The following is a 26,402-nucleotide window of genomic DNA, read 5'->3' as shown; positions in this document are numbered from 1 at the left end:
TCACTGGGTATCCTCTGCCGCCGAAGACGCGGGTGGCTCACTGGCGGCCACGGGGCGAGAATCACGCTGTTGATCATATAAAGTACTGTTTTTATAGCGATCATGCAGATAACGCAAGAGCACCATGATCACGGCGGCTACCGGCAGCGCCAGCAGAATGCCCGTGAACCCGAACAGCTGCCCGCCGGCCATGACGGCAAAGATGACCGCCACGGGGTGCAGGCCAATCTTGTCGCCCAGCAGCAGGGGTTGCAACACCACGCCTTCCAGCAGCTGTCCCAGCGCGAAGACACCGCCCACCGCCAGCAGCGCCCACCACTCGCCGAACTGGAAGAAGGCCACCGTCGCCGCGATCAACACCCCGACGATGACCCCCAGATACGGCACGATACTCGCAAGCCCCGCCACCAGCCCGATGAGCAGCGCGAACTTGAGGCCGATGATGGCAAGGCCGATGGCATAGACGATGCCCAGACTCAGCATCACCAGCAGCTGCCCGCGCAGGAAGGCCCCCAGTACCTCGTCGCAGTCATGGGCCAGCCGCGTGGCGGTCGGCTCCATGTGGCGCGGCAGGAGCCCCTGCAGCTTCTCCTTCATGCGGTCCCAGTCGAGCAGCAGATAGAAGGTGACGACGGGAATCAGCGCCAGGTTGCCCAGCCAGATGGCCATGGCGAGCCCGGATTTGGAGACGGTGCCCAGGAAGGCGGCGGCGAAGGTACCGGTTTCCTTCCAGTTGCCCAGCAGCAGCGAGCGCACCTGATCGAAATCGGCGCTGAAATCCATGCCGGTGAAGGCCTGCACTTCCGGCAGGATCGTCTCGCGTATCCAGTTGAAGACCATCGGCATGAAGCTGATCAACTGCGCCAGCTGACGCCCGAGCAGCGGCACCAGAATGAGCAGCGCGATCAGCAGCACCACCGAGAGCACGCTGAACACCAGGCTGACGGCCAGTCGGCGCGACAGGCCCTTCTCTTCCAGCCAGTCGGCCAGCGGGTCGCCCAGATAGGCGAGAATCATGCCGATGAAGAACGGCATCAGAATCGGCTCCAGCAGAACCAGCAACCCGAGCAGGGCCACGCCTGCGGCCAGCAACCACCATTTACGCTGCATCATCACTCCTTGAGACAAGCTGTGTGGCTCACAGGCGGCATGTCGCCGACGGTCCACGCATGCCCCCATTGTTGCCTGTCACTGACTCACCCACAAGCGCCCGGCGAACGGGACGACCCGCCTGACGAAAGATGGCCAAAGGGACTGGCGCGCCCTCAGGAAAGCGCTCGGGGCGTGTCTTTCACATCATGGCCATTTTTTGTGAAACGCCACGGTGTCAGCCGTGAAGCGCAATGCTACAATAGCCGCCTTTCTTTCCCCCGATCGATCGTGTCTCACCGCTCAGGCCGCACCGACAGGAACCTCACATGACGCAACGCCCCCAGGACTCCTCGCCCAGCAAGACTTCCTTGAGCTACAAGGATGCAGGTGTCGATATCGATGCAGGCAACGCCCTCGTGGAACGCATCAAGGGTGTCGCCAAGCGCACTCACCGCCCGGAAGTGATGGGTGGTCTGGGTGGCTTCGGCGCCCTGTGCGAACTGCCGCAAGGCTATCGCCAGCCCGTGCTGGTCACCGGTACCGATGGCGTGGGCACCAAGCTGCGCCTGGCCATGGACCTCAACCGTCACGACACCATCGGCATCGATCTGGTCGCCATGTGCGTCAATGATCTGGTGGTCGCCGGCGCCGAGCCGCTGCAGTTCCTCGACTACTATGCCACCGGCAAGCTGGACGTCGACATCGCCGCTGACGTCGTCACCGGGATCGGCGAAGGCTGCCTGCAGTCCGGCTGTGCACTGGTCGGCGGCGAGACGGCCGAGATGCCGGGCATGTACGAAGGCAGTGACTACGATCTGGCCGGCTTCTGCGTCGGTGTGGTCGAGAAGTCCGAAATCCTCGACGGCAAGAAGGTCGGCGAAGGCGACGTGATTCTGGGTCTGGCTTCCTCCGGCCCGCACTCCAACGGCTACTCGCTGATCCGCAAGATTCTCGAAGTCGCCGATGCCTCGCTGCTGGAGCAGCAGATCGACGGCCAGCCGCTGGCTGACGCCCTGATGGCGCCGACACGCATCTACGTCAAGCCGCTGCTGTCCCTGCTCAAGGAAAGCGATGTCAGCGTGCATGCCATGTCCCACATCACCGGTGGTGGCCTGCTCGAGAACATCCCGCGCGTGCTGCCGCATGATTGCACCGCCGAGATCGACGTCGCCAGCTGGAAGCGTCCGGCCGTGTTCGACTGGCTGCAGCAGCAGGGCAATGTCGAGGAGCACGAGATGCACCGCGTGCTCAACTGTGGCGTCGGCATGGTCGTCGTCGTGGCCGCGGCGGATGCCGATGCCGCGCGCGCTCACCTGGAAGCCCAGGGCGAGACGGTCTTCACCCTCGGCGCCATCCGTGCACGCAAGGGCGAAGAAGAACAGGTCCAGCTTGAGAATCTGTCCGCATGATCGAACCGACTACCAACGCCTCCAACGGTGACACTCTCGGCGGCTTCGGCAACGGTTTCGAGGCGGATGACACGCCGGTACGCCCACGCGTCGTGGTACTGATCTCCGGCAGCGGCAGCAACCTGCAGGCGCTGCTGGAGGCTCAGGAGCACGATGAGCTGGGCGGCGACGTGGTCGCGGTGATTTCCAACAAGGCCGATGCCTACGGCCTGGTGCGTGCGCGCGAAGCGGGCGTGGATGCCGTGGTGCTGCCGCATGACGAGTACGAGAATCGCGAGCACTACGATGGCGCCCTGATCAAGGTGATCGAACGCCACGAGCCGGACCTCATCGTGCTGGCCGGCTTCATGCGCATCCTGTCGCCGATCTTCGTGCAGCGCTTCTTCGGCCGACTGATGAACATCCATCCGTCACTGCTGCCGGCCTGGCCGGGCCTTGATACCCATCGCAAGGTTCTGGAAGCTGGCGAGAAGGAACACGGCGCCAGCGTGCACTTCGTCACCGAAGAGCTCGACGGTGGCCCGGTGGCGATCCAGGCCGTCGCCAACGTGCTGGAAGGTGATGACGAAGCCAGCCTCAAGGAACGCGTGCACACGCGTGAGCATCTGATCTACCCGATCGCGGTGCGCTGGTTCCTCGAAGGCCGCCTGAAGCTCGACGGCGAAGTGGCCAAGCTCGACGGCCATGACCTGCCGGTGGGCGGTCTGCGCCTCTCCCACGCCGATGTGGAAGAAGAGCTCAGCGATGAGCTGCCGGAAGGCGAAGAAGACTGATCCGCACTGCCTGCCTTGCTGACAAGGCAGGCTGAACTGACAGCGAACTGACGACAGCGAGCTGAAAACAGAAGACCCCGCGACATGCCAATGTCACGGGGTCTTCTTGTCTCTCACGCTTCCCTTCTCTCTCGGCGCTTGCGCTTCTAGAAGGTATAACTCACGCCCACCTCGCCGCGCGCCGTCACCTCATCCCATGTCTCGAACCCTGCCCCCAGATGCAGCATGGCATTGCGGCCCAGTTGCATGCGCCAGCCGCCATCGACACGCAGGTAGTTGTCACTGCCGCGATCGAGATCCTCGGCGCTGTAGGCGTTGGTCGGCAGGCTCGCCAGACGCACCTCGGCGCTCTCGGCGTCGTCATCGAGACGCTTGCCGTAGGCCAGCTCCCCGTAGAGGCCGAAGCCATCCGCGACGGCGCGATCGACCATGAAGCCCAGCTCGACACGCCGATCGCGCAGCGTCTGATCCGAGACGCTCAGGGCATTGGCGGCGGAGCCGGATTCGGTGTAGCCATCGAGGTCGGACTCGGTGTGGCGATAGGCCACGAAGGGCGCGTTGTACCACAGCGAATCGGCGGCGGTGAGGCGATAATCGAGACGCGCCTCGGCGCTGAAGCCATCGCCATCCGTCTCACCGGACAGGGTGCGCGATGACTGGCCCAGCGCGACATGGCGGTCGAGGTCGTACTCGAAGTCACCGTAGCTGGCCACTGCCTGCATGCCAACTCTGCCCAGCTGCTGACGGGCGAACAGACTGAATACCTGACCTTCCAATTCAAGCTCACTGCCGTCGTCGACATCGAAGTCCGCATGGCGCTGACTGACCGCCACCCCGCCCCAGGCGCGGCCGAGCGCGTTGTCCAGCGGCAGCATCACGCCGACACCCGCGCCGCGCTGTTCGCTGTCAACGCCTTGCTGGCCGGTGGAGCTCTCGCCATCGCCGGTGCCGCCAGTGGCCGAGCCGATGGCGAACACACGCACGCCCGTCTCCCCTCCCGCCTGCGGATGCTGCGCCCCGGGGCGCAATTCATCGGCGAGGCTGCGCTGACTGGCATTGAGCGCCCCCGTGCCCAGCTGCGGCGCCAACCCCAGTACCGAGGGCGCGGCGAGCATCGCATAGGCGTAGTCGGCGAGAATCTCCTGGCCGGCGGTGGTCGGGTGCACCCCGTCATTGAACAGCAGGGAGTCCGGGTCTTCTGCAGCTCCGCCCAGCCCATAGGGCGTGACGTTGCAGCTGTCCGAGAAGCACACCTGGGTCAGCGGCACGTCGCTGGCAAAGCCGAACTCGGCCGGCGATGCCAGTACCTCCTCGAGAATGCCGACGGTGTCGAGCCGGATGATGTTGACCTGACCATCCAGCGCCGCCAAGCGCTCACCCAGCGCGTCATTGAAGACGCCCACCAGCGCGGAGGTCCCCGCCGCCTGCGCGGCACCCGCCGACTGACCGGCCGGCGTGCTGCCGACATCCGGCAGGTTGGAGACCATGATGGTAGTCGCCCCCGCCGCCGCCAGTGCCTCCACCGCCGCGGCCAGATTGCCGGCGGAGGCGACCGCCGTGGCCGGTGAGGTGATCACGCCCTGCAGGAAGTCATTGCCACCGCCATTGACGTAATAGAGCGCGTCCGGGTCGGCACTGCCGCCGGTGCTGACCAGATAGCCATCCTCGACCCTGAGCACCGTACCACCGCCCGGGCTGCCCGCGGGGATGACCACCTCGGAGCCATCTTCATCTGTCACCGAGGCCAGAATCTGCGCCGTGGTATAGCCGCCCACGGCGTAGTTGGTGCCGTCACTGAAGCCGGCCAATTGATAGATCACCGAGGTGGAAGGCTCAGCGGCAAGCCCAAGCTCCGTGGCCAGCAACTGGGTCGAGACGCTGCCATAGGGCGAGTTCTCGTAATCCGGCCCGCTGCGGTTGGTGAATCGCAGGCTGTTGAGGCCGCCCAGGGTGGTATCGGGGAACTGCCCGGAATCGCTCAGGCTGTCGCCGAAGAGATAGATGTCGGAATAGGCCTGCGCGGGAGTCGCCAGCAGCGTGGTGCTGATGGCGAGCGCGAGACTGCTCAGAGTGAAACGTCGGACCAGACCGCTGGCGCTGGTCGGAGGGAATACAGCGCGATGTGAACGCGATGGCATGGCGTGCCCCTTGCTTGTGGGAGGTATCCGTCCTGCAGCCACTCTGGGGTGGCCTGCAGACAAGCATAGGCAATAAAACAAGTGATTGAATCGATTGTTTCGTTCAACTTCCGACTAATGCTTCGGCTCGCAAGCAGCAATCAGCCAGCACATCCGCGACGGATCTCGCCTGCGTTCGCGCAAAGAAAAAGCGCCTCCCGGGGGAGGCGCTTTCGGCAATCACAGGCGCGGCTGGCAGCGGAAGCAGTACCGCTACCGGTGCCTCAGGTACGCGGCAGTGTCACGCCACGCTGGCCCTGGTACTTGCCACCGCGATCCTTGTAGCTGGTCTCGCAGACTTCGTCGGACTCGAGGAACAGCATCTGCGCCACGCCTTCGTTGGCGTAGATGCGCGCCGGCAGGTTGGTGGTGTTGGAGAACTCGAGGGTGACGTGCCCTTCCCACTCCGGCTCCAGCGGCGTCACGTTGACGATGATGCCACAGCGCGCATAGGTGGACTTGCCCAGGCAGATGGTCAGCACGTTACGCGGAATGCGGAAGTACTCGATGGTACGGGCCAGCGCGAAGGAGTTGGGCGGAATCACGCAGGAATCGCCTTTCACGTCCACGAAGCTCTTCTCGTCGAAGTGCTTGGGGTCCACCGTCGCCGAATGGATGTTGGTGAAGACCTTGAACTCATCCGAGCAGCGCACGTCGTAGCCGTAGCTGGAGGTGCCGTAGGAAATCACACGGCGCTCATCGTGAAAGCGCACCTGATCGGGCTCAAAGGGTTCGATCATGTCGTGGCTTTCGGCCATGCGACGGATCCACTTGTCGGATTTGATGCTCATCGAGCGTACCTGACTGACTGATGGGGGAGAGACGCGTGAGCGCCATGAAACGCGGGCCAGCATGATACCGGCCCGCTGCGCCGCTGGAAACCTCGCGACGAGGCGACGACGGCGTGTCGGCTCAGGCTCAGCTGAAGCTGATGCTCGGGCCTTCGTCCGCCTCGGCAGTGTCCAGGGTCTCGATGACCTGACGCGCGATGGAGAGGAAGCACTTGGCCACCTCGCCTTGCGGCTCCGCGATCACGCTGGGACGACCACCATCGGCATTCTCGCGGATGCTCAGGGTCAGCGGCAGCTGGCCCAGCAGGCGAGTCTGGTATTCCTCGGCGATGCGCTCACCGCCACCGGCACCGAAGACCGCTTCACTGTGGCCACACTGGCTGCAGGTATGCGTGCTCATGTTCTCGACCACGCCCAGCACCGGCACCTTGACCTTGCGGAACATCTCGATGCCCTTCTGGGCATCCAGCAGCGCGATATCCTGCGGCGTGGTGACGATGACAGCCCCGGAGACCGGCACCTTCTGTGACAGGGTCAGCTGGATGTCACCGGTGCCCGGCGGCATGTCGATCAACAGCACGTCCAGCTCTCCCCAGGCAGTCTGGTTGAGCAGCTGCTGGAAGGCACCCGCGACCATCGGGCCACGCCAGACCATCGGGTCCTTCACGTCGACCAGGTAAGCCATCGACATGGTCTTGATGCCGTGGGCCTCGATGGGGCTGAAGACCTGCTCACCGGCCATCTCCGGACGCTGACCGGTCGGCACGCCGAACATCTGCGCCTGACTCGGCCCGTAGATGTCGGCGTCCAGCAGGCCGACCTTGAGACCTTCCTGAGCCAGCGCCAGTGCCAGATTGGCCGTCACGGTGGACTTGCCGACGCCACCCTTGCCGGAGGCGACGGCCACGATGTGCTTGATACCTTCCATATCTTGAAACTCCTGTGACGGCCTGCGCCGCGCGGTCAACGCAGCAGGCGCAGACGTCTGAACTGTCAGCGAAAAAAGCCGTGGAACACGATGGGCACAGTATGCCTGCCACCGCGATACGGGCCAAGCCGATGCACCATGTCCAAGGAAACCATGCCCCCGGGGGCAATCAGAAACGCACGTCGACCGGCAGGAAACGCCACTCGCCCGGTGCCATGCGGCCCAGCAGGATCGCGCCCAGGCGCAGACGACGGACCTCGATGACCTTGAGGCCCTGCTCCTCAACCGCGCCACGGATACCGCCCACCGGCACGCGCTTCATGGCGATGCGCAGACGGGTATCGCTCTGCCAGCTGATGCTGACCTTGGGCTTGCGGCCACGGATGTCGGCGCACAGCGCGAAGCCGATACGCTTGAGGCCGTCGTCATCAAGCGTCCCTTCCACTTCGACGACGTATTCCTGCTCCAGCTGGTCCAGGTCATCACCGAGCTTGCGGATCACGCCGCGATTCTGTGACCACACCACCAGGCCGGACTCCTGCTCGGCCAGCTCCGCCAGCGGCTGCTGGGACAGGAAATGCACCTTGAGCCAGTCGGCACCACTGTTGTCCAGCGCACTGCGCGGCGCGCCGTCACGCAGGGTGAGCGGGTCCGGCAGCGGAGCGCCCGGCGGGCGATACCACACCAGAGTCATCGGCGCGATGGGCTCCATGCTGGCGCCCTCATCGACCGTGACTTCCTCATCCGTGACCTTGAAGAACGGCGCCTCGACGACTTCGCCCGCGACTCGCACCACGCCCTGGGCGATGAGATGCTCGGCTTCACGACGTGAAATGCCCTGCTGATGGGCCAGGAACTTGGATAGACGGACGGGTTCAGTCATGGAAACTCTCAAGGACAGCGACGCTAGCAACCGGAGGTAATGGCACGCACCAGCGCAGGATGACGAAGTGTGATGCACGATGGACAATCACGAAGACCGGCCATGATAACGACATGCCGGCGCGATGACACGGGAGAATGCCCGCCGCCGCCCGGCGTGATTCAATGGCGGCAGGGAACTCTTCCCGACTGTCGTCGTCTGAGCTGCGTCAGAGTTGCGTTGAAGCCGACAAGGGGCATCGAACGAATGACATCGGGCAAGATGGCGCGTCAGTGCGACTCGCCCTCATGCGACCATTACTGCTCGATCGCGCCCGAAGGGTCATCACGCCGGGGGATGCCTGTGTCACTGCCTAGATTGGCACACCACCCCAAGCCTACAGGACATGTCTACAGGTAAACTGCATGCGTCCATCGACATCCGCGCACCCCGTGCGTGCCCACGCTACACCCCCGGCACCGCGCCGCGGCATTGCCGGCATCGACCGCCACGCCACGCTGCGTGGACTGCGTCATCTGCTGCTTGTCGCGGGGCTGACGCTGGCGGCTGGCTGCTCGGCGCCACAGGCCTCGGACACCCCTGCCGCTGCCAATGCCGTCAGCGCCGCCGCCAAGGCCGAGCGCCTCGAGAGCCTGCTGGTGCGAGGCCAGGACGATATCCCCGATGAGCTGTTGCTGACCAAGGCCGGCGCCCGCGCCATCGACCCCAATGGCCAGCGACCGGTGGACGACCCGCTGACCTGTCTGGCGCGCGCCGCCTACTGGGAAGCCAAGGGCGAAGGCCGAAGCGGCATGCAGGGCATCGTCAACGTGGTGATCAACCGCGCCGCCGACCCGCGCTTCCCCGACAGCCTCTGTGGCGTGGTCAAGCAGGGCGGCGAGAGCGGCAGCTGCCAGTTCTCCTGGTGGTGTGACGGGCGTTCCGACAGGATTCGCGAGCCGGAAGCCTACGCCGAGGCACGCGACGTGGCCCGTCAGGCGCTCAACCATCAGCTGGAAGACGTCACCGACGGCGCGCTCTACTTCCACGCCCGCTACGCCACGCCCTACTGGGCCAAGCGCTTCGTGCGCACCGCGCGCATCGGTCAGCACCTGTTCTATCGCAACTGAGCGCGAGCCGCTGTTGCTGGATGACCGCTGTTGAGAGCCTACCGACACTGCGACCACAAGTCGGAAACACGACGCCCCCGTTGCCATTGGCAGCGGGGGCGTCTGCATGAGAGCGGCTGCGCTTACTTGTTCGGCTGGGCCGCCAGCTTGGTACGGATGAATTCGCTGTGACTGACGTGCAGCAGTCCGGCAAGCCGGCGGATGCGATGCTCCTCATGAGCATCCAGCTCGCCATCGGCGTACGCCAGCTCCCAGAGCATGCCGATCAGCTCGGTGCGCTCCTCAAGGCTCATGTGCTCGTTGAGCTGCTTGACGAAGCGGTAGTGATCCGTGGCCTGTTCGGCATCCTGTTCGGCCTGGGACAACAGGCTGGCAAGCTCATCCTTCTCCAGCGAGAAACGCTCGGCCAGCTGGCGTGCAAGCGCTTCTCGCTCGCGCACGTCGAGGTGGTCATCGGCGCGCACCACCTCGAACATCAGCACGGCCATCGCAAGCTCGGGGCCGGGTTCATCGTTGGGGCGCGCGTTGCTGCCGGGCATCATCACCTGACGGATGAGACGATTGATCTGACCGGCGACGGATAGTTGAGCTGCCATGCTGACCTCCAGAAACGGGAAAAGTGGCGTATAGCATCCTTCATGAGGGCGCCGGGAAGGGATGCAACCGCACAGTTGCGCATGGCGGCGTTGCTGGTGACGCGACGCGCCCTTCGCGCCGCCCGCACCTTCGCGATATAGTAGCGCTCATCCCGACGGGGCGATGCGTTCGCCCCTATCACGTGTCATTCCGGCGAGCCGCTGCCCTTCACGCAGCAGGCGCCCTTTACCGTCAAGACGAGGCCTCATGTCAGCGCGCAAGATTCTGGTCACCAGTGCCCTGCCCTATGCCAATGGGTCGATCCACCTGGGTCACCTGCTTGAGTACATCCAGACCGACATCTGGGTACGCTTCCAGAAAAGTCGTGGCCACGAATGCCATTACGTGTGCGCCGATGACGCCCACGGTACCGCCATCATGCTGCGGGCCGAGCAGGAAGGCGTCACCGCCGAGCAGCTGATCCAGCGCGTGAGTGACGAGCACCAGGCCGATTTCGCCAAGTTCGGTGTCGACTTTGACAACTACCACTCCACCCACTCGCCGGAGAACCGCGCCCACAGCGAGCGCATCTATCTGGCGCTGCGTGATGCCGGCCATATTGCCACCCGCGATATCGAGCAGATGTTCGATCCGGTCAAGGGCCTGTTCCTCGCCGACCGCTTCATCAAGGGCACCTGCCCGAAGTGCAAGACCGAGGACCAGTATGGCGACAACTGTGAAGCCTGTGGCGCGGCCTACACGCCGGCCGAGCTGATCGATCCGGTCTCGGCCATCTCCGGTGCTACCCCGGAAATGCGCACCTCCACGCACTACTTCTTCAAGCTGCCGAACTTCGCCGAGTTCCTCAAGGAGTGGACCAAGAGCGGCCGCGTGCAGAGCCAGATCTCCAACAAGCTGCAGGAATGGTTCGAGGCGGGTCTGGCCGAGTGGGACATCTCCCGCGATGCACCGTACTTCGGCTTCGAGATTCCGGACGCGCCGGGCAAGTACTTCTACGTGTGGCTGGACGCGCCGATCGGCTATCTCGCCAGCTTCCAGAACCTGTGCGAGAAGCAGGGCATCGACTTCGACAGCTACTGGAAGGCCGATTCCGACGCCGAGGTCTATCACTTCATCGGCAAGGACATCGTCTACTTCCACGCCCTGTTCTGGCCGGCGATGCTGGAAGGTGCCGGCATGCGCACCCCGACCGGCGTCAACTGCCATGGTTTCGTGACCGTGAACGGCGCCAAGATGTCCAAGTCGCGCGGCACCTTCATCAAGGCCGATACCTACGCGCAGTTCCTCAACCCGGAATACCTGCGCTACTACTTCGCCGCCAAGCTGACCTCCGGCGTCGATGACCTCGACCTCAACCTTGAGGACTTCACCGCCCGCGTGAATTCCGACCTGGTCGGCAAGGTGGTCAACATCGCCAGCCGCTGTGCCGGCTTCGTCAAGAAGCTGGGCGACGGCAAGCTGTCCGCCACCTGCGCCGAGCCGGAGCTGGTCGAGCGCTTCATCGCCGCTGGCGAAGGCATCGCGGCGGACTTCGAAGCCCGTGAATTCGCCCGCGCCATGCGCAAGGTGATGGAGCTGGCCGATGAAGCCAACACCTACATCGCCGACAAGGCGCCGTGGGCGATGGCCAAGGAAGACGGTCGCGAGCAGGAAGTGCTCGAGGTCTGCTCCGTGGGCATCAACCTGTTCCGTCAGCTGATGGTCTATCTGGCGCCGGTGATTCCGGAGCTGGCCGACAAGGCGCGCGACTTCCTGAACCTCGAGAGCCTGGACTGGGCCAGCCGTGAAAGCGTGCTGACCGATCATGCCATCAACAAGTTCAAGCCGCTGCTGACCCGCGTCGAGCCGGAGCGCATCGACAAGATGCTCGAAGCCTCGCGCGAAGTGCTGGTCGAGGAGCAGAAGATCAAGGACGGCACCGCCAAGGCGGAAGCTGCCGCCGCGCCGAGCCCGCTCGACGCCGATCCGATCGCCGAGGAGATCGACTTCGACACCTTCATGAAGACCGACCTGCGCGTGGCGAAGATCGTCAAGGCGGAGCACGTCGAGAAGGCGGCCAAGCTGCTCAAGCTGACATTGGATATCGGTGGCGAGACGCGCACCGTATTCTCCGGCATCAAGTCCGCCTACGCGCCGGAAGCCCTGGAAGGCCGCCTGACCGTGATGGTCGCCAACCTGGCACCGCGCAAGATGCGCTTCGGTGTCTCCGAAGGCATGGTGCTGGCCGCCGGTGATGACGAAGGCATCTACCTGCTGGAGCCGCACACCGGTGCCAAGCCGGGTCAGCGCGTCACTTGATGCACTGAGGGCTCTTTCAACACGCTGAGGACTCTTTGCAACATGCTGAGGGCTCTTCAGCACAACGCCCCGCCAGAGAGTCTCTGGCGGGGCGTTGTCGTTCAGGCATCTGGCTAAGGACTCGGCAGTATCACGATCACTCGTAACGACGGCCGGCATGCTCCAGCCAGCCGCCCACATGGCGGCCACCGGGATCATGATGCGTCCAGTGGATCACGCCGCCCTTGTCGGTCCACTCGTATTCCCCGTAGAAGCCGATGCGATCCCCGACCTGAAGACTGTCGATACGCGGCGCGAGATCGATGTTATGCGCCACCAGAATGGTGGTCCCGCCTGCCACTCGAATCAGGAATTTCTGATGACGACTGCCCTTGAGATCATCCCGGAGCAGGCGTATCACCTCCCCCGTGCCGCGCACCTGCACATCACTCTGCTGCGCGCGGATGGCATCGCGCAGGCGCTGCTCATCCGCGGAGCCGGTGCCCTGCTCCTGCGCGGCCTGCGGAGAGCGGAAGTCGCTCCACCACTGTGTGAGCGAAAGGTTGCCATTGCCCGTCAGCTGGGAAATTCCCGCCAGGATGACCACGATGACAATGACCCACAACGGCCGCCTGCCGCGCGAACCCGATCGACGCATATCCCACTCCTTGTGCAATCCCTTGAGGATGAAGAGACACTGGCAACGCCAAAATCATAAAAAGTAATAAAGGAATTCTTCTTTATTACTTCAAGAACCAAGCAAAACACGAAACAATGGCCGTCTCACACTGGCAACACTGCGCCTTGATTGCCACGCTACAGGCTGTCGGCAGGCAGTATCTTGCGTATAATGCTGCCGCGCTCGACGCTCCTTCCTGACGTGCCGCATCCTGACTGCGCACGACAGCGACGCGCCATGATCTTCTGCTAGCGCAGCGTCATGCCTGTCGACCGTACACCAGAGCGCCTTCGAAACACCCTGACCGAGCGACGCCCCTGATGAGTGAATACCTTCTTATCCTGATCAGCACCATCCTGGTCAACAATTTCGTGCTGGTTCAGTTCCTCGGCCTGTGCCCGTTCATGGGGGTCTCCAACAAGCTGGAGTCGGCGATGGGCATGTCGCTGGCCACCACCTTCGTGCTCACTCTGTCCTCGATGTGCGCCTACCTGACCTACCACTTCATCCTCGCGCCGCTGGGGCTTGAGTACCTGCGCACCATCGCGTTTATCATGGTGATTGCCGTGGTGGTGCAGTTCACCGAGATGGTGGTCAAGAAGACCAGTCCGCTGCTCTACCAGGTGCTGGGCATCTTCCTGCCGCTGATCACCACCAACTGTGCGGTGCTCGGCGTGGCGCTGCTGACCCTGAACCGCAATTCAAGCTTCATGGAAGCCACGCTCTACGGTTTCGGTGCGGCCGTGGGCTTCTCGCTGGTGCTGGTGCTGTTCGCCGCCATGCGTGAGCGCCTGGCCTTCGCCGATGTGCCACGCCCCTTCCAGGGCCCGGCCATCGCGATGATCACCGCCAGCCTGATGTCGCTGGCCTTCCTCGGCTTCTCCGGACTGGTGCAGATCTGACATGCTCGATTTCCTCAACGACCATACGCTGATCTCCGCCATCATCGCGCTGGTGGCCATGGCGATCGTCTTCGGTGGCCTGCTCGGCTTCGCCTCGGTGGCCTTCAAGGTCGAGGGCGACCCCATCGTCGAGCAGATCGACCAGCTGCTGCCGCAGACCCAGTGCGGCCAGTGCGGCTATCCGGGCTGCAAGCCCTATGCCCAGGCCATCGCCGAGGGGGACGAGATCAACAAGTGCCCACCGGGTGGCGAGAGCACCATCGCCTCGCTGGCCGACCTGCTGGGGCGCGAGGCCACGCCGCTGGATGGCGATGCCGACAACGCCCCCAAGGTGGCGGTGATTCGCGAAGACGAATGCATCGGCTGCACCAAGTGCATCCAGGCCTGTCCGGTGGACGCCATCCTGGGCGCCGCCAAGCACATGCATACCGTGATCGCCGACGAATGCACCGGCTGCGACCTGTGCGTCGAGCCCTGCCCGGTGGACTGCATCGACATGGTGCCGGTCGCCACCGACGTGCGCAGCTGGCACTGGCCACAGCCGGCCGGCCCGACCCGAGACAATACCCGCTTCAGCGGCAGCCTGATCGTCACTGACGCTGCCCCGCAAGAGCGCGCTACCGCCACCTCTGCAAGGAATGTCGCCTGATGGTTCTGTCGTTGCTCAAGTCCATGGTGACGTCCCGTTCTGCCACGAGCACTGCTGCCCCGCGCGCGACAGGCAGTGACAGCGCTCCCCGCGTATTCGACTTCCACGGCGGCATTCACCCGCCGGAACACAAGGCACTCTCCAATCGCGCCCCGCTGGTGGCTGCCCCGTTGCCCCATGAGGTGGTACTGCCGCTCAGTCAGCATATCGGCGCGCCCGCCCAGCCGCTGGTGGAGATCGGCCAGCGCGTGAAGACCGGTGAGCTGATCGCTCGCGCCCAGGGCATGATCTCCGCGCCGGTGCATGCCAGCATCACCGGCGTGGTCACCGCCATCGAGCCGCGTCAGATCCCTCACGTCTCGGGCCTGGAAGATCTGTGCATCGTGATCGAGCGTGACAGCGAGATCGATGAATGGGCGCGCCTTGAGGCCTGGCGCGACTGGCGCCAGCAGGAAGCCCAGGACCTGATCCAGCGCCTGCAGGATGCCGGCGTGGTCGGCCAGGGCGGTGCGGGCTTCCCCTCGGCGGTGAAGGCGCGCGTGCGTGAGCGCCACGCCATCGACACCCTGATTCTGAACGCGGCGGAGTGTGAGCCTTACATCACCGCCGATGACCTGACCATGCGCACGCATCCGGAAGCGCTGATCGAAGGGCTCGAGATTCTCGCCAGCCTGATCGGCCCCGAGTGCATCCTGATCGGTATCGAGGACAACAAGCCCGAGGCCGTCATCGCGCTGGAGCAGGCGATTCGCGCCCGGCGTGCCGACAAGCGCCTGCCGCCGCTGGATTCACGTCTGGAAGTCGTAGTGGTGCCGACCAAGTACCCCTCCGGCGGTGAGAAGCAGCTGATCAAGCTGCTGACTGATCGCGAAGTGCCCAGTCGCGGCCTGCCCGCGGATGTCGGCGTGGTGGTGCACAATCCGGGCACCGTGCGCGCGGTGCAGCGTGCGGTGTGCTTCGGCGAGCCGATGATCTCGCGGGTCGTCACCCTGACCGGCGAGGCCCTGCAGCACCCGCACAACGTCGAGGCTCGCCTGGGCACCGCCATCGGTGACCTGCTGCGCCTGGCTGCTCCTTCTGCGAGCGGCATCGCCCGTCTGGTGATGGGTGGGCCGATGATGGGCTTCACCCTCGAGAGTGACGCCCTGCCGATCATCAAGACCACCAATTGTCTGCTGGCCTCCTCGCCTGAGGCGGTGCCGGCCCCCGCTGTCGAGCAACCCTGCATCCGCTGTGGCATGTGCGAGCAGGCATGTCCGGCGGAGCTGCTCCCGCAGCAGCTCTACTGGTTCTCCAAGTCTCGCGAGTTCGACAAGGCCGAGCTCTACAACCTCGCGGACTGCATCGAGTGCGGTGCCTGCTCCTATGTCTGCCCCAGCCAGATTCCGCTGGTGCAGTATTACCGCTTCGCCAAGGGCGAGATTCGTACCGCCCAGCACGACGCGCGCAAGTCAGAGCGCGCCCGTCACCGCTTCGAGTTCAAGCAGGCGCGCATGGCACGCGAGGAAGCCGAGAAGGAAGCCAAGCGCCAGCAGCGTGCCCAGGCCGCCCAGAAGGCCGCCTCAGCGCGCGCCGAGACCGCGACTGCCGCCGATACGACGTCCACAGCGAGTGCCGCCGCTCCGTCGGCGCCGGCAGCGGCGACGGACCTCAAGGCCTTCAAGACGGCGCGCGCCGCGGCCAACATTGCCCTCAAGAAGGCCGAGAAGGCGCTCAAGGCGGCTCAGGACAGTGGCGAGAGCAGCGCCAGTGATCTTGCGGCGCTTGAGGCCAACGTGACCGCGGCCAAGGCCAAGCTTGCCAGCGCCGAGAGCGCCCTCAAGGCCGCCAGTGAGGCAAGCGAGTCCGCCGCTGCGGCCCCCGCCTCTGCTGCCACCGGCGCGTCCGCCCCCGCCGCCGCAGCCCCAGCTGCCGCAGCTTCGGCTGGCGACCTCAAGGCGCTCAAGACGGCGCGTGCCGCCGCCAACATCGCCGTCAAGAAGGCCGAGAAGGCCCTCAAGACGGCACAGGACAGCGGTGAGGGTGACATCGCGGCGCTGGAGGCCAGCGTCACGGATGCCAGGGCCCGACTGGCCAAGGCCGAAGCCGACCTCAAGGCCGCCAGCGAGACCAGCGAGTCAGCTGCCCCTGCGGCGGCAAGCACCTCCACGACAGGCGCCGCTGCCCCGGCAGCCGATCTCAAGGCCCTCAAGACGGCGCGTGCCGCCGCCAACATCGCCGTCAAGAAGGCCGAGAAGGCCCTCAAGACGGCACAGGATAGCGGTGAGGGTGACATCGCGGCGCTGGAGGCCAGCGTGACAGATGCCAGGGCGCGACTTGCCAAGGCCGAAGCCGACCTCAAGGCCGCCAGCGACGCCAGCGAGCCAGCTGCCCCTGCGCCGGCCAGCACTTCCTCGACAGGCGCCGCTGCCCCTGCAGCCGCAGCGCCGGCTGCCGATCTCAAGGCGCTCAAGACGGCGCGTGCAGCCGCCAATATCGCGGTCAAGAAGGCCGAGAAGGCGCTGGCCCGCGCCAGCGAAAGCGGTGAAGGCGATATCGAGGACCTGCAGACCCTGCTGGCCACCGCACAGGAAAACCTGCGCGCCGCCGAGGTTCGCCTGACCAGCGCGCAAGCTGACGGCACTGACGCGCCGCCTGCCGCCAAGGGCGCGGGTGAATTGATTCCCGAGGCCCCCAAGGCTGCCGCAGGATCGGTGGGACGTGGCAGCATGGCCAGCAACGTGACGCTCTCCCAGGCCGAGATCGAGGCATCGCGCGCCGAGAACCTCGCCAAGCGTCACAAGCAGGTCAGCATCGCGGTCAAGGCGGCCGAGGCGGCCCATCGCAAGGCAGAGGCGGCACTGAGCGAGGCAGATGACGAAAGCCGCCAGCGACTGGCCACCAAGGTCGACCGTACGCGCCGCAATCTGGAACACGCCCGCGAGTCGCTGGCCGAGGTACAGGCACTGGTGGACGCGCAATGAGTGACGCGCGTTCCTTCACCGCCCCCTTGGCAGGCCGCTGCACCGCACGCCACACGTCATTGTCCATTTACCGCAAGGATCTGAACGCCTCATGAGCCTGATGCACGCAAGCTCTCCCCATGCCCATGGGCCCACCGCCACCTCGCGCGTGATGGCCTGGGTGCTGGCTGCCACGCTGCCGGGCATCGCCGTACTCTGCTGGCACTATGGCTGGGGCGTGCTGTTCAATCTCGTCTTCGCCTGCCTGACCGGCATCGCGCTCGAGGCGCTGTTGCTCAAGCTGCGCGGACGGCCGGTCAGCTTCTTCCTCAAGGACAACTCGGCGCTCGTCACCTGCGTGCTGCTGGCCGTCTCGCTGCCGCCGCTGGCCCCCTGGTGGCTGGTACTGACCGGCGTGGTCGCGGCCATCGTGGTCGCCAAGCAGCTCTACGGCGGCCTGGGCCAGAATCCGTTCAATCCGGCGATGGTCGCCTATGCGCTGCTGCTGATCTCCTTCCCGGTCGAGATGTCGCGCTGGTCGGCCCCCGATGGCTTCACGCTCGGCTTCGCCGACAGCCTCAGGCAGTTCTTCGGCATGATCGCCACGCCGGATGCCCTGACCGGCGCCACACCGCTGGACGCCTTCCGCAACAAGGGCGAGCTTTCCAGCAGCGAGTTCTGGGCCGACCCGAGCCTGCTGCCCGCCGCCAACCTGCTGGCCTGGCAGCAGACCGCCATCGCCTGGGGCCTCGGCGGCCTGGTGCTGCTGGCACGTCGCCTGATCACCTGGCATATCCCGGTGGCGATGCTGGGCAGCCTGAGCGTGATCTCGGGTATCTTCTTCTTGATGGAGGGCGATCAGCATGCCAGCCCGCTGTTCCACCTGCTATGCGGCGCGGCGATCTTCGGTGCCTTCTTCATCGCCACCGACCCCGTCACGGCGGCGACCTCCAACAAGGGCAAGCTCTACTACGGCGCGGGTATCGGCGTGCTGATCTATCTGATTCGCACCTTCGGTGCCTATCCGGATGCCATCGCCTTTGCGGTGCTGCTGATGAACTTCAGCGTACCGTTCATCGATTACTACACGCAGCCCCGCAGCTATGGCCACAAGAAGGCCCGTCGCGGCATCAAGCTGGAGGACAAGGCATGAGCCTGACGCCGGATCAGCCCGAACAGCAAACCCAGGCCGCGCGAGGCCTGAAGCACAACATCGCGCGGGCCGCCTCGGGCCTGGCGGTGTTCGCCATCGTCACCGCCGGCGTGGTGGCCGTCACCCAGATGACCACCGCCGACACCATCGCGGACAACGAGCGTGCCGCCCAGAGCGCCGCGCTTGCCGAGATCATCCCGCCGTCACTGCACGACAATGACCTGCTCGACGATGCCTTCGTCCTGCCGCCCTCCCAGGTGCTGGGACTGGAAAGCGCCGACACCGGCTGGCGCGCCACTCGGGATGGCAAGACCGTCGCGGTACTGCTGCCGGTGGTCACCGGCAAGGGCTACAGCGGCGATATCCGCCTGCTGGTCGGTATCCGGGCAGATGGCAGCGTGGCCGGCGTGCGCGCCGTCAAGCACGCCGAGACCCCGGGACTGGGCGACAAGATCGAAGCCCGCAAGTCCGGATGGATCCATGAGTTCGACGACCAGACGCTCAGCTCGGTGGAATGGAAGGTGCAGAAGGATGGCGGAGACTTCGACCAGTTCACCGGCGCGACCATCACCCCGCGTGCGGTCGTGGGGGCCGTGCGTCAGGCACTGATCTACTTCATGGCGCATCGCACGGCGCTGCTGGCCGGCGACAGCGAGACGCTGACCGCGACACGCCGCGCCGCCAAGGCACAGGACACCGCACACGCTCCCTCCGCTGACGGCACGCTTGCGCCATCAGCGACTTCTGAACACGGCGGAGATGAACCTCATGAGTGATATCTCACTTGGCAAGATCAGCCGCGACGGCCTGTGGGACAACAACCCAGCGCTGGTACAGCTGCTGGGCCTGTGTCCGCTGCTGGCCGTCACCGCCAGCGTCGTCAATGCCATCGGCCTGGGACTTGCCACCCTGCTGGTGTTGGTCGGCTCCAACGTGGCGGTGTCACTGATCCGCAATCTGGTGCCGTCGGCGGTACGCCTGCCGGCCTTCGTGATGATCATCGCCTCCTTCGTGACCTGCGCTGAGCTGTTGATGAAGGCGTATACCTATGAGCTCTACCAGATTCTGGGCATCTTCATTCCGCTGATCGTCACCAACTGCGCGATTCTCGGGCGTGCCGATGCCTTCGCCGCCAAGCACCCGGTGCTGCCGGCGGCCACCGATGGGCTGATGATGGGGCTGGGCTTCATGGCCGTGCTGGTACTGCTGGGCGGCATGCGCGAGCTGTTCGGTCAAGGCACGCTGTTTGCGGGCATGGAGCTGCTGCTCGGGCCGGTGGCCGCAGACTGGAAGCTGACGCTGTTCCCGGACTACTCCTTCCTGTTCCTGGTGCTGCCGCCCGGCGCCTTCTTCTGCATGGGGCTGATCATCGCGGGCAAGAAGACCATCGATGAGCGCCTCGAGCAGCGCCGCAAGGCAGCAGCCGTGGATGCGCCCAAGGCCTCGCGTCGCGTGCGCGTCACCGGCACGATTTCCTGATACGCGGGCCTGAGCCCCGGGCCTGCCTGCTTTATTCTGTCTGTTTCCCCTGTCTACTTTTCCCTGTCTGGAGGCCAGCTGTGTTCCTCCAGACAGACACTGACCGAACCTCGCCGACCTGACACCGAGCTGCCATGAACGCCCAGAAACGTCTCGAGATCTTCACCCGCCTGCGCAACGAGAATCCAGAGCCACGCACGGAGCTTGAGTGGTCGACGCCCTTCGAGCTGTTGATCGCGGTCCTGCTCTCGGCCCAGGCCACGGATGTGGGCGTCAACAAGGCCACCGCCAGGCTGTATCCGGTCGCCAATACCCCGGAGAGCATTCTGGCGCTGGGCGTCGAGGGACTGAAGGAGTACATCAAGACGATCGGGCTTTTCAATACCAAGGCCGAGAACGTCATCAAGACCTGCCGCATGCTGATCGAGCAGCATGGAAGTGAGGTGCCGCAGACCCGCGAGGCACTGGAAGCGTTGCCCGGCGTGGGCCGCAAGACCGCCAACGTGGTGCTCAACACCGCCTTCGGTCAGCCGACCATGGCGGTGGACACGCACATCTTCCGCGTCTCCAATCGCACGCGAATCGCGCCGGGCAAGAACGTGCTGGAGGTCGAGCACAAGCTGATGCGCCATGTACCGAAGGAGTTTCTGGTCGACGCCCATCACTGGCTGATCCTGCATGGCCGCTACACCTGCGTGGCACGCAAACCACGCTGCGGCAGCTGCGTGATCGAGGATCTCTGCGAGTACAAGGACAAGGTAGACCTCTAACACATCAGAACATCAGGCGTTATCGGGGGGCTCGACCATGCGTGGCCGGCAGGCGTGAACGTTGACTGAGCGAGGACCCCGCCTCCCTGCCTATTCAACCGAGCGGCAACGTAGACTGGAGGCTGTCTCCATCGCCCCGGGAACCCGCCATGGCCGCACCTTCCGATGCCGAGGGACGCCACCCTTCGCATTCAGAAGTCTCCACCGAGACCCTAGCGTCTGACGACGACAGCCTGCATGCACGACTGCAGGCCATGTCGTCACGTCTCGAGGCACTGCAAGCCGAGAACCATCTGCTGCGCACGCTGGTCGATACCCATCCCGACATCCTGTTCATCAAGGATGCCAAGGGGCTGTTTCGCTTCGCCAATCGCACCCTGACCGACTTCTACGGCACCACGCTCGAAGACATCATCGGACGCGACGACAGTCATTACACCGGCAATACCGAGCAGAGCCGCTTCTTCCGCCGCAGCGTGGAGCAGGTGCTCAGCAAGTTCGAGCGTGAGCAGGTCTTCGAGGATGCCACCGACGGCACCACCGGCGAGATCAATCATTTCCGCTCCATCAAGCAGCCCTTCCATGACATTCATGGCAAGCCGCTGGTCGCCGTGCTGGCGCACAACATCACCGCGGAAGTCCGTGAGCATGAGCGCAAGAGCCGTCATATCGATCATATCTATGACACCTCGCTGGAAGGCTTCTGGGACTGGAACATCACCAACAGCTCCGTGACGCACAATCGGCGCTGGTCCGAGATCCTGAACGTCCCCCACGACGAGCTGCACAACAGCCTCGAGGAATTCGCCAGCCTGCTGCATCCCGAGGACACGCCGGAAGTCATGGTCGCCATCCAGGACTGCCTGGAAGGCGGGACACCCTACTACCATCGCCATCGCATGCTGACACGGGACGGGAATGTCGTCTGGGTCATCGACAAGGGGGACGTGATCGAACGTGATCACGACGGCACTCCCCTGCGCATGATCGGTTCCATCACCGACATCACGCGCATCGTCGAATCAGAAGCCCTGCTGCATCAGCACAGTCGCTTCGACCCTCTCACCAAGCTGGCCAATCGCGCCACGCTGATTGATGCGCTGCAGCAGGCGATCATCATCATGGACGCCAGAGACACTCACGGGGCGCTCATCTTCATCGACCTGGATCACTTCAAGAAGATCAATGACCTGCTGGGGCATACCACCGGCGACCATCTGTTGATCGAAGTGGCCCACCGCCTGACCGGCCAGGTGCGGGAGACGGATCTTGTCGCGCGCTTTGGCGGGGACGAGTTCGTCATCCTGGTACAGCCCTTGAGCCATGACCCGCAGGCAGCCTGTCGTGAACTGGATGAGCTGATGGAGCGTCTGCAGCAGGCGCTCAACCAGCCCTATACGCTCTCCGACCCGCAGTCGCAGCCACTGGATCATCACAGCTCGGCCAGTCTGGGCAGCATCATGTTCCATGATCGCGCCCTGAGTGCGGAGGAGCTCATCCGCCGCGCCGATATCGCGATGTATCGCGCCAAGGAAGCCGGACGCAACCAGACCGTTCGCTTTGACCCCAGCATGCGCGTGGAGCTTGAGCGGGCCGTGCAGCTGGAAAATGACCTGCGTCGCGCCATCGAGCACGAAGAGCTTTACATGGAGCTTCAGCCGCAATTCGACAGAGGGCTCAAGCTGGTCGGCGCTGAATGCCTGTTGCGCTGGCGACATCCTCGGTTCGGCAACATCTCCCCCTATGAATTCATCCCGCTGGCCGAGAAGAGCCAGCTGATCGACAGCCTCGGCGACTGGGTACTGGAACAGGCCTGCAGGCTGCTGGCGGGCTGGCAGAACGGCACCGGTTTCGCCGAGCTCTATCTATCTGTCAATGTCAGCGTCAAACAGCTGGAATCACCGCACTACGTCAGCAATGTCGCCAGAACGCTCGGCCAGCACACCCTCTCCCCTGAATACCTGCAACTGGAACTGACCGAGAATGTCTTCGCGACCGACATGCCAGCCACGGTGGCACGCATGCATGAATTGCGCTCGCTGGGGCTGCGGCTGTCACTGGATGATTTCGGCACCGGCTTCTCCTCGCTGACCTACATCAAGCACCTGCCCTTCGATGAGCTCAAGGTGGATCGCAGCTTCGTCAATGATCTCGAGAACGACGAGATGAACCGCCGGATGGTGAACTTCATGGTGCAGCTGGGGCATGAACTGGGCATGTGCGTGGTGGCGGAAGGCGTTGAGACCTCCAGACAGCGAGAGCTGCTGCTGGAGATGGGCTGCGACGCCCTGCAGGGCTACCTGATGGACAAGCCCATGGGGATCGACGATTTCACCGCCAGGTACCTGGACACCTGATGGTGCAAGAGTGGGAGTGGGAGTGGGAGTGGGACTTGGAGTGAGAGTGCGAGTGCGAGTGAGAGTGAGAGTAAAAGTGAGCAGGTGAGTGAGGAGTGACGCTCGGGCCCACATGCCGCAGTGCAACAGCACGACAGCGTCCACGCCGCATTCATGGCACACTGTGGCCTCTTTTCTGTCCGGATACCGTGCGCAATGGAAGACTTCTTCAACTGGATCGGCACTCAGCTTGGCGCCGCCATCCGCTTCATCGTGGAGGGCCTGAGCGGCTTCTTCGCCAATTTCGACGACGCCCTCAAGGGCTTCTTCAGTGGTCTGGCCGGTGAGCTGGGCATGAGCACCTCCCTGTTCAGTCTGCTGGGCCTGGTGTTCGGGCTGTATCTGCTGTTCAAGGGCGTCACGTCACTGCTCAGAGGTTCGATCATCGGCGGCATCCTGCTGGTGTTCCTCGGACTGACCTTCCTGGGCTGGATGATCGCCTGATCGCGCCACCTCGTCGGCCACAAAAAATCCCGCCAGTCCAAGACTGGCGGGATTTTTTCGTTCTCGACCGAGAGAAGGCGTCCGACGCAATCGCGTCCCCTCAGCCTTCCAGCAACAGCAGGATCGACAGCGCGAACAGCACCCACATGGTCGGGCGAATCTCCCGCGCCTTGCCGACCCCCAGCTTGATGATCACGAAGCTCAGGAAGCCGAACACGATCCCGTGGGTGATGGAGTAGGTCAGCGGGATCATCACCATGGCGATGAAGGCCGGAATCGCATCATCGAACTGGTGCCAGTGAATCTTGCGAATCGGCTCCATCATGAACACGCCGACCAGAATCAGCGCCGGCGCGGTGGCGATGGCAGGCACCAGCGACAGCAACGGCGCCAGGAACAGGAACGGCAGGAAGCACAGTGCCACGACCACGGCGACGAGACCGGTGCGCCCACCCTGGCTGATACCGGCCGCCGATTCGATATAGGCGTTGGCAGGGCTGGTGCCCAGCGGTGCGGAGACCAGCGCCGAGAAGGCATCGACCATCATCGAGCGACGGATGTTGCGCGGGTCACCATTCTCATCCTTCAGATTGCCCGCCTCAGCGACCGCCATGAAGGTGGACAGGGCATCGAAGAACACCGTGAACAGGATGACGAAGATGAAGGGCACGTAGGCGATCTTCAGTGAGCCCATGAAATCCAGTGCCAGCAGGCCGCTGAAATCAGGTGCCGCGAAGATGCCGGTGAAGTTGACCAGCGTCGGCTGCGCGATCTCGGGCGGGAAGTAGGCAGTCCCGTCCCCCCACAGACGGCCGATGGTGGCCGCCATCAGGGTGGTCGCCACGATGCCGATGATCAAGGCGCCATGGATACGTCTGGCGACCAGAACCGCCGTCAGCGCCAGCCCGATCATGAAGATCACCAGCGAGGGCGTCATGGGGGCGACACTGACCACGGTGACGGGGTTGGACACGATCAGCTTGGCATTCACCAGCCCGATCAGGGTGATGAACAGGCCGATACCGCAGGCAATCGCATAGCGCAGCTGAGCGGGAATCGCATCGATGACCAGACGTCGCACGTTGAACAGCGCCAGGATGGCGAAGATGACACCCGCCCAGAAGACGCACCCCAGCGCGACCTCCCAGCGCATGCCGGTCCCCAGCACCATGGTGTAGGCGAACAGGGCATTGATGCCCATGCCCGGTGCCACCAGGATCGGATTGCGGGCGTACAGTCCCATCATCAGGCTGCCGAAGAAGCTGACCAGCACGGTGGCGGTCAGTGCGGCACTGAACGGCATACCCGTAGCGGACAGGATGCCGGGATTGACCACGATGATGTACATCGAAGCCAGGAAGGTGGCAATGCCTGCCAGCACTTCCGTGCGCGTCGTGGTGCCTTCGGCGCGAAGTGAAAAGAGGCGCTCGAACAAGGTGAGACTCCCGTGGACTAGGTCGCGATTGGTTGGAAACAAGACGGATTTCACTGCAGGCGTTTCAGAGGCTGTGCGCTTTGCAGGACACTGCCGGATGTGGCGATTCGTCCCTGACAGGCAGGGAGGGACAGACGCCGCAGCGCAAGGCACGGATGCGCCAGAGCATGGCACCAGCGCAAGGCACTGCGAATGACGCACCGTCTCCGTGCATGACGCTGTGCATGACGACCAGCGCTCGCCACCACTTGCGCGTCACATTCTTCGCCCGGCATGTGACGGGCAGCATTATAGACGCAAAGTCAGCACGAATTGAGCGTTTCTCGCCAGGACCGCTGCAGCGGCGCATGGCAGTGCCTGCCATCTACCGCCTGGCGTCCGCCATCTGCCCCGCAAGCCGCGACTTGACGCCACTGGCCGCCAGCATGCCATGATGCTCACAAGGATCATCCCCATCGATGAAGCAAGGACCACGCCATGTCACCCTCCTCTTCCCAGTCAACGTCTTGCGACCCGACGGCCTCCGCCTCGTTCAGCTCCGAGCAGAACCTGCTGCCCTTGATCGTCGAGCCTGCGCAGCTGCTGCCGCTGCTTGACCACCCGGACATCGTGATCGTCGATGTTCCGCTCAAGGCCGAGAGTCATGCCAGTCATGTGCCCGGCGCACGCCTGCTCGACTTCAAGCGCCTGGTCGGCAGCAACGAGGACGAGATCCCCGGCGTGCCGAGCCCACAGGCGCTGTCCGACATCATGTCCGAGCTGGGCATCACGCGGGACAGCCATGTCGTCGCCTATGACGACGAAGGCGGTGGCTGGGCAGGTCGTCTGCTGTGGACCCTCGCGCTGCTGGGCCACACGCGCTTCAGTTATCTCAACGGCGGTCTGCATGCCTGGCAGGGTGAAGGACTTGCCCTGAGTGAGGCTGCCAGCGAATGGCAGGCCAGCGAATATCACGCCGCCTATGTCGATACCAGCGTGATGGCGACCCGCGAGGACATTCTCGAGCGCCTGTCCGCCGAGGCCCCCGAGGAGAAGGTCGTGGTGTGGGATGCCCGTTCACTGGAGGAGTATCGCGGAGAAAAAGGCCAGAACGCGCGTCTTGGCCATATCCCCGGCGCCGTGCACTTCGAGTGGACCGAGGCCATGGACCGCGAGCGCGACCTGCGCATTCGTGACTATGCCGAGCTGATCACCGAGCTGGGCGCGCGGGGCATCAGTCCCGAGCAGCATGTGGTGACGCACTGCCAGAGCCACCACCGCTCAGGCCTGACCTGGCTGGTGGGGCGTGCACTGGGGTTCGAGGACATTCGCGCCTATCCCGGTTCCTGGAAGGAATGGGGCAATCGCGAGGACACGCCGATAGAACGCTGAGCGGCCGGAGGGGGCTCGCTGCTGCCCCTGCCTGCCCCCGCGCTTGAGCGGCCAATGACGATGGGCTAAGGTGCTGCCAGCCTGCTGGCCGCCATCTCGTTGGTCAGCGCCCGCCCTTCGGGGCGGGCTTCTCTTTTCTGCAAGGA

22 protein-coding genes are annotated in these 26,402 nt (G+C 64.3%); 14 read left to right on the top strand and 8 right to left on the bottom strand.

Going from position 1 to position 26,402, the window contains the following annotated elements; genetic code table 11:
• Window positions 1-1,110, bottom strand: coding sequence for an AI-2E family transporter (locus BFX80_RS06040; RefSeq protein ID WP_127734819.1), 1,110 nt, complete (start codon window positions 1,108-1,110; stop codon window positions 1-3).
• Between the two features lie 308 nt (window positions 1,111-1,418).
• On the opposite strand from BFX80_RS06040, the gene purM reads away from it, so the two are divergent.
• Both purM and purN read left to right on the top strand, forming a co-directional pair.
• Window positions 1,419-2,501 carry a phosphoribosylformylglycinamidine cyclo-ligase gene (gene purM, locus BFX80_RS06035; RefSeq protein ID WP_077374169.1) on the top strand — a complete coding sequence of 361 codons (1,083 nt, stop codon included), beginning with the start codon at window positions 1,419-1,421 and terminating at the stop codon, window positions 2,499-2,501.
• Window positions 2,498-3,274: a phosphoribosylglycinamide formyltransferase gene (gene purN / locus BFX80_RS06030; RefSeq protein ID WP_084208222.1), complete on the top strand. Its 777-nt coding sequence runs from the start codon at window positions 2,498-2,500 to the stop codon at window positions 3,272-3,274. The genes purM and purN overlap by 4 nt, the downstream gene beginning before the upstream one ends.
• 146 nt (window positions 3,275-3,420) lie before the next feature.
• Here the strand turns inward: purN and BFX80_RS06025 are convergent, their stop codons facing one another.
• From BFX80_RS06025 to BFX80_RS06010, 4 genes are all read right to left on the bottom strand, one after another.
• Window positions 3,421-5,412 carry an autotransporter outer membrane beta-barrel domain-containing protein gene (locus tag BFX80_RS06025; RefSeq protein ID WP_084208221.1) on the bottom strand — a complete coding sequence of 664 codons (1,992 nt, stop codon included), beginning with the start codon at window positions 5,410-5,412 and terminating at the stop codon, window positions 3,421-3,423.
• A 263-nt stretch (window positions 5,413-5,675) separates the two neighbouring features.
• Entirely contained in the window at window positions 5,676-6,242 is a 567-nt protein-coding gene (gene dcd / locus BFX80_RS06020) for a dCTP deaminase (RefSeq protein WP_043334107.1), read from the bottom strand.
• A 127-nt stretch (window positions 6,243-6,369) separates the two neighbouring features.
• Window positions 6,370-7,170 carry an iron-sulfur cluster carrier protein ApbC gene (apbC, locus tag BFX80_RS06015; protein ID WP_084208220.1) on the bottom strand — a complete coding sequence of 267 codons (801 nt, stop codon included), beginning with the start codon at window positions 7,168-7,170 and terminating at the stop codon, window positions 6,370-6,372.
• Between the two features lie 169 nt (window positions 7,171-7,339).
• Window positions 7,340-8,053 carry an RNA pseudouridine synthase gene (locus tag BFX80_RS06010; protein WP_077374181.1) on the bottom strand — a complete coding sequence of 238 codons (714 nt, stop codon included), beginning with the start codon at window positions 8,051-8,053 and terminating at the stop codon, window positions 7,340-7,342.
• A gap of 404 nt (window positions 8,054-8,457) precedes the next feature.
• Between BFX80_RS06010 and BFX80_RS06005 the strand changes: the two genes are divergently transcribed.
• Window positions 8,458-9,162: a cell wall hydrolase gene (locus tag BFX80_RS06005; protein WP_084208219.1), complete on the top strand. Its 705-nt coding sequence runs from the start codon at window positions 8,458-8,460 to the stop codon at window positions 9,160-9,162.
• 122 nt (window positions 9,163-9,284) lie between these two features.
• Here the strand turns inward: BFX80_RS06005 and BFX80_RS06000 are convergent, their stop codons facing one another.
• Entirely contained in the window at window positions 9,285-9,758 is a 474-nt protein-coding gene (locus BFX80_RS06000) for a tellurite resistance TerB family protein (protein WP_084208218.1), read from the bottom strand.
• Between the two features lie 247 nt (window positions 9,759-10,005).
• Here BFX80_RS06000 and metG point away from each other — a divergent pair, with 247 nt between their 5' ends.
• The gene (gene metG / locus BFX80_RS05995) at window positions 10,006-12,057 is read left to right on the top strand and encodes a methionine--tRNA ligase (protein WP_084208217.1); all 2,052 of its coding nucleotides are present in this window, start codon (window positions 10,006-10,008) and stop codon (window positions 12,055-12,057) included.
• Window positions 12,058-12,193: 136 nt separating this feature from the next.
• On the opposite strand, the gene BFX80_RS05990 is transcribed toward metG, so the two are convergent.
• Window positions 12,194-12,694 carry a DUF3465 domain-containing protein gene (locus BFX80_RS05990; protein WP_084208216.1) on the bottom strand — a complete coding sequence of 167 codons (501 nt, stop codon included), beginning with the start codon at window positions 12,692-12,694 and terminating at the stop codon, window positions 12,194-12,196.
• Window positions 12,695-13,035: 341 nt separating this feature from the next.
• Here BFX80_RS05990 and rsxA point away from each other — a divergent pair, with 341 nt between their 5' ends.
• The 9 genes from rsxA to BFX80_RS05945 all read left to right on the top strand — a co-directional run bounded on the left by rsxA (window position 13,036) and on the right by BFX80_RS05945 (window position 23,450).
• Window positions 13,036-13,617, top strand: coding sequence for an electron transport complex subunit RsxA (gene rsxA / locus BFX80_RS05985; protein ID WP_077374196.1), 582 nt, complete (start codon window positions 13,036-13,038; stop codon window positions 13,615-13,617).
• A 1-nt stretch (window position 13,618) separates the two neighbouring features.
• Window positions 13,619-14,266 carry an electron transport complex subunit RsxB gene (gene rsxB / locus BFX80_RS05980; RefSeq protein ID WP_084208215.1) on the top strand — a complete coding sequence of 216 codons (648 nt, stop codon included), beginning with the start codon at window positions 13,619-13,621 and terminating at the stop codon, window positions 14,264-14,266.
• Complete coding sequence (rsxC, locus tag BFX80_RS05975; protein WP_157109439.1) at window positions 14,266-17,229, top strand: electron transport complex subunit RsxC; 2,964 nt, start codon at window positions 14,266-14,268, stop codon at window positions 17,227-17,229. The genes rsxB and rsxC overlap by 1 nt, the downstream gene beginning before the upstream one ends.
• 91 nt (window positions 17,230-17,320) lie before the next feature.
• A complete protein-coding gene (gene rsxD, locus BFX80_RS05970; protein WP_077374202.1) occupies window positions 17,321-18,361 on the top strand; it encodes an electron transport complex subunit RsxD in 1,041 nt (346 codons plus the stop codon).
• On the top strand, window positions 18,358-19,137 hold the full coding sequence (gene rsxG, locus BFX80_RS05965) for an electron transport complex subunit RsxG (protein ID WP_084208214.1): 780 nt from the start codon (window positions 18,358-18,360) through the stop codon (window positions 19,135-19,137). The genes rsxD and rsxG overlap by 4 nt, the downstream gene beginning before the upstream one ends.
• On the top strand, window positions 19,130-19,840 hold the full coding sequence (locus BFX80_RS05960; RefSeq protein ID WP_084208213.1) for an electron transport complex subunit E: 711 nt from the start codon (window positions 19,130-19,132) through the stop codon (window positions 19,838-19,840). Before rsxG ends, BFX80_RS05960 begins: the two co-directional genes overlap by 8 nt.
• A 134-nt stretch (window positions 19,841-19,974) precedes the next feature.
• Window positions 19,975-20,610: an endonuclease III gene (gene nth / locus BFX80_RS05955; protein ID WP_077374212.1), complete on the top strand. Its 636-nt coding sequence runs from the start codon at window positions 19,975-19,977 to the stop codon at window positions 20,608-20,610.
• A 149-nt stretch (window positions 20,611-20,759) separates the two neighbouring features.
• The gene (locus BFX80_RS05950; RefSeq protein ID WP_084208212.1) at window positions 20,760-22,967 is read left to right on the top strand and encodes an EAL domain-containing protein; all 2,208 of its coding nucleotides are present in this window, start codon (window positions 20,760-20,762) and stop codon (window positions 22,965-22,967) included.
• Between the two features lie 195 nt (window positions 22,968-23,162).
• Window positions 23,163-23,450, top strand: coding sequence for a hypothetical protein (locus BFX80_RS05945; RefSeq protein WP_077374218.1), 288 nt, complete (start codon window positions 23,163-23,165; stop codon window positions 23,448-23,450).
• Window positions 23,451-23,550: 100 nt separating this feature from the next.
• On the opposite strand, the gene BFX80_RS05940 is transcribed toward BFX80_RS05945, so the two are convergent.
• Entirely contained in the window at window positions 23,551-24,885 is a 1,335-nt protein-coding gene (locus tag BFX80_RS05940) for an NCS2 family permease (RefSeq protein WP_084208211.1), read from the bottom strand.
• Between the two features lie 477 nt (window positions 24,886-25,362).
• Here BFX80_RS05940 and BFX80_RS05935 point away from each other — a divergent pair, with 477 nt between their 5' ends.
• Complete coding sequence (locus BFX80_RS05935; RefSeq protein WP_077374227.1) at window positions 25,363-26,256, top strand: sulfurtransferase; 894 nt, start codon at window positions 25,363-25,365, stop codon at window positions 26,254-26,256.
• The last annotated feature ends 146 nt before the right edge of the window (window positions 26,257-26,402 follow it).

This window comes from Cobetia marina (assembly GCF_001720485.1).
Classification (GTDB): Bacteria; Pseudomonadota; Gammaproteobacteria; order Pseudomonadales; family Halomonadaceae; genus Cobetia; species Cobetia marina.
Note: the sequence above shows the minus strand (reverse complement) of the source record. Positions and strands in the feature narration are given on the sequence as shown.